Genomic DNA, 4,349 nt, shown 5'->3' on the forward strand with positions numbered 1-4,349 from the left:
GAATTGCACTCCGCTTAACCTTTCGGCGCCTGCTTGGGCCGTGAATACCTGGGTCTTTTTCCTCTGCCGCTGCCATGCACGCGTGCGTAAGCGCGCGGCGAGAAAGCAGCAGGGGAAAAAGGCGAAGCGCAGCCGTGAAGGCGGTGCCTCGCGTAAAGCCGGCAGGCCCGAAGCGGCCTGCCGGCGACTCAATCGCGCATCACTGGTTGATGCGTACGGCGAAGGTCAAGGTGGCGGTACCGGCCGGCGCCACGGTGTTCGCTGCGCTGCCGCAGCTCACCGCCGTCGCGGTCTGGGCATAGGCYAGCGCCGTGCCGGTCACGCCCGTGGAGACGCACTGGTTGGCTGGCTGCGTCGCACCGGCGAGACCGGTGAATGCAGGCGCCGCGTCGTTGATCGCGATGTTGGTGATGGGCGCAGTGCCTTCGTTGGTCGCGACGACCTGGTACACGATGCACTGGCCGGGCTTCAGCGACAGGGGCGTCGCTGCGAAAGCGGCGTCAGCCGTACCGTCGCAGGCGATGTCGGCGGCCTGCGTCTTGACGACGCGGATCTGGCCGGTGATCACGGTGCTGATGTCGGTGGCCGAAGGCGCGCCGCAGTTCGGTGCCGGATCGGTGAACGTCGCCGTCACGGTGGCCGTGTCGGTCGCGCCGGCGCCGGCGCCGCCCGGTGCGAACACGCGCACCAGCAGCTTCTGCGTTGCGCCTGCCGCCAGCGGACCGGCGATCGGGCCGGTGACGAGCGTGTCGCCCGCATCGATCTGGCCGTCGCCATTGACGTCGAGGTAGATCGCGGTGGTCCAGCCCAACGTCGCATCGCCTGCCGGCACGGTGGCCGTGAGCGTGTAAGCGCCGCAGCTCAAGGAGCCGGTGTTGGTCAGCGTGTGCGCATAGACGACGGTGCCGCCCGGAGCGACCTGGCCGACGTTGTTCGGCGTGAGCGTGGCGCCCAGGGTCTGGGCGGCGACAACGGTCACCGCATCATGCTTGGCGTCGGACACGAGCACGCCGGTCGATGCCACGGCGCTCGATAGCACGCGGAAGTAGATCGGCTGGGCCGTCACCGGCGTCTGGGTCGCGGGAGGCGTCACGCAGGCGTCGACCTGCTGCTGCGCACCGGCAGCCACGGTCACGCTGGTGATCGCAGCGGCGGTACAGGTACCGCCCGCGGCCACGAACTTCACCGTCCAGCCCGCCGGCAGCGTGCCCGGGAAGCTGGTCGATTGGCTGGCCGCCAGCACGTAGGTCTGCGTTGCCGGGCCGGTCGCATCGTTGTTCTTGACGAACAGCGTGAAGATCGTGCCGGTGCCCGCAGGGGTCGCGTTGGTGGTGGTCGGCTGCGGACTCGGGCCAGGGCCCAAGTCACCGCCCGCCACCGAACCCGAGCCGGTACCGGCTGCGCTGTTGGTCAGGTCGACGAGCGAACCGACGACGATGGTGACCTGGTCGAGCGTGGCGTCGATCTTGGTCGCGTCGCCTGCGGAGCGGCCGGTCAGGATCGCGTTGAACGGACCCGAACCCACCGTCGCGCTGGCCGGAACGTTGGCCTGCACCACGATGTTGGCGCTGCCGCCGACCGGGATCGGACCGGTGTCGGGAACGCCGTCGCCGGTGGTGTCGAGCAGCGGCGTCACGCCATCCGCCGCGAACAGCAGGAAGGTCGTGCCCGCCGGGAAGCTTCCGTTGGCAATGCTCAGGTTGATGCTGTCGACGCCGCTGCCGGTGTTGAACACGGTCTGCGGAAACTTGACGCTGCCGCCGGCAACCACCGAGGGCTGCGTGGTCGTGTCCGCCGCCGTGCCATTGGGCGTGCCCGCCACCGTGTCGACCGCCGTTGCCGCGGTCGAGGGGTTGGTACCCACGACGAGGCCGTAGCTGGCGACGACGGTGTAGGCCGCCGGGTTGGTGCTCGAACCCAGGGTGCCGATCGCCGTGGCGGTGGCAGCCGGGGAATCCGTCGGGTTGTACTGGCCCACGTTGGTCGTGGTCGAGGTGCCGACCACTGCGGTGTTGTTCACCAGCACCACGAAGCTGATCGTCTGCGTCACGTTCTGGCCGAGCGAGTTCACGACGGCGTTCAGCGTGCTGCCGGCCACCTGGAAGTCGATGCCGGCCGGATCGCCGCCAGCACCGTCACCCAGCGCCACGCCCGGGGCGCTGCTCCAGACGGCGGAACCCGCGACATAGGTGAAGCCCGATGGCAGCGTGTCCGACAGGGCGAACTTGCCGGGCGCTCCGCCGGTGTTGTTGAAGGTGAGCGTGTAGACCGTGTACTGGCAAGTCGCGCTGGAAGCCAGGCCTGCAGCCCAGGTCGTCGAGCAGGAGGCTGCCGACGAACGCGGGCCTCCGGTGCTCGCGAGCGGCCAGGCCGCGCCGCCGGGGCCGGCCACTGCCGGAACGCCGAGCGACTTGGTGGCGCCGAACGCGGCCACGGTGGTCAGGTTGACCTGGTCCTTGTCGGCCGCCGAGGTGTTCGGCGCCGTGTAGAGCGCCGGCGTGCCCGGGGTGGCCGTGATGGTGGCCGTGTCAAACGGGGTGGTCGGCGTGGTGGCCGTGCCGGGAATCGTGTAGGCCACGACGAACTGGAACGTGCCGTTGTTGCCGGGCACGGTCTGCGCGGGCACGCTGCAGACTGCAGCGGGCGCGGCGGTACACAGCGGGGTGGTGCTGTCGGGCACGCCGTCGCCGTTCGCGTCCGGATAGACCTCGACCTTCGAGAAGGCATCGTTGTCGGCATCCACCGTGATGGTGAAGGTGTCCGAGCCGTTGCCGGTGTTGGTCAAGATGTGCGGCGCGTACACCACCGAGCCTGCAGCGCCCAGCTTGGTGTTGACGACCGTCGTCGTGACCTGGTTGACGGTGTCCAGCGTGAAGGAGCCGACTTGCTGAACCGTGGTCTGAACCAGGTTGGAGGTGGCCAGCTGGGTGGTGCCGGACGAATCCGAATAAGTGGCCGAAGCCTGGTTACCGATGACGGTGTTGGCGGGCGGCGGTGCGGCAGATGCGCTCGAGCTTCCAAACAGGAAGCCCAGAGACAGAACTGCGGCGCCCGCCCATGCGGCTCTCGGCCTCGAGCCGATGCGCCGGGTTGGCAAGGTGGGACTCACGTGGTTTCTCCTCGGTTGTCAAAAAAAAGGAACAAAAAAAGCCCGGCTCATGGATTCCGCGGGCGGAAGACACGGGCCGGGTTGCGCGCAATAGCAAAGGAAAGCAAGGGAACGGAAGCCAGGAGGCGAAACCACCACGACCTCAGCGCGAGGCAGCGCCTGCAGCGGACTGCACCGTCACAGGCGGCGCCTGGGGCGCGGCGGGGGAGGTCTTGGGCTCCGGCGGAACGACGATCTCGACCTTGGCGCGCGCAGTCACGGCGGTCTCGCCGCCGGCGGGCAGCTGGCCGAGCGCCCAGCGCAACGCGCGGTAGTCGCCGTAGGGCACGGGCTCCGTCTTGTTGTTCGCAGCCTTCCGCGTCAGCGGCTCGGCGCCGAAAACGCCATCCTTGGTGGCTGCCTTGACCAATGCGGCACCAGGCTTGGCGCTGCGCGGCAGGTACTCGAGCCCCTCGGGGATCGGCAGATCGGCGACCAGGCCGGAGACCGGCTTGCCGGTTTTGTTGATGTAGGTTGCCCGGTATTCCAGGATGTCGCCCGGCTTGACGGAGGAAGCATCCAGCAGTTGCTCCTTGCCGTCCGCAGCCTTCACCACCTTGAATTGCGTCAGGGTGACCGCAACGGTTTTCTCGGGGGCGAGCGCAGACGGGGTCGCGACAGGCTGTGCCGAGGCCGGCGCAGCCAGGCTGGCCACGGCGATCATTCCGGCGCCAAAGCTTGCAGCCAAAGCAGGCAGCCTGCCTGCCGTGCGGAAAAAAGATTGAGTCAGTTTTTGTATAAGCATGATTGCTCCAGTTCAAAGATCACGGCAATTCGGCACGAATCGCCAGCAGGGTCGCGAATACCTGGAAATAAGTCACAATGCGGCGAAACTTTTTTCCGCGGGCGACTCCAACATGCCTGAGTCCTTCGATCCGCAGAAATGTACGTTCACTTTCACTTGTAACCAACACCGATTTTGCCCGCGGCGGCTACAAAAAACAGGATTCCAATTTTGAAAATGGAGGTTTCAATTTTGGAACTGCCAATGCGTGGAACTGCCTAGGGCAATGCAGGGGCGTGCAGAAGCCCGGCTGCATCGCCGTTAAAAAATGGAACGTGGAGAAACCGCCGGAGTCACGAAGATCTCCGATGCGGCAAAGGCGCAAATCAGGCTTGCTCTAGCGCCTTGGATATGAAGTCAACGAAGGCTCTGATTTTTCGAGTATTGCGCCGCGCGGGCAAATACGTCAGATTCAAT

The 4,349-nt window shown here is 66.6% G+C and carries 2 protein-coding genes; both read right to left on the reverse strand.

Annotated elements, in window-relative coordinates:
* Positions 1 to 199 precede the first annotated feature (199 nt).
* A complete protein-coding gene (locus AC1DOC_RS21490) occupies positions 200 to 3,109 on the reverse strand; it encodes a beta strand repeat-containing protein (protein WP_015865977.1) in 2,910 nt (969 codons plus the stop codon).
* Positions 3,110 to 3,251: 142 nt separating this feature from the next.
* Positions 3,252 to 3,893, reverse strand: a complete 642-nt coding sequence (locus AC1DOC_RS21495; RefSeq protein ID WP_015865978.1) for a hypothetical protein — start codon at positions 3,891 to 3,893, stop codon at positions 3,252 to 3,254.
* Between the last annotated feature and the right edge of the window lie 456 nt (positions 3,894 to 4,349).

This window comes from Variovorax sp. 01T439_2 (assembly GCF_056398445.1).

Coding starts and splice junctions, on each gene's coding strand:
- AC1DOC_RS21495 (WP_015865978.1), bottom strand. CDS start 3,893: ATGCTTATACAAAAACTGACTCAATCTTTTTTCCGCACGGCAGGCAGG.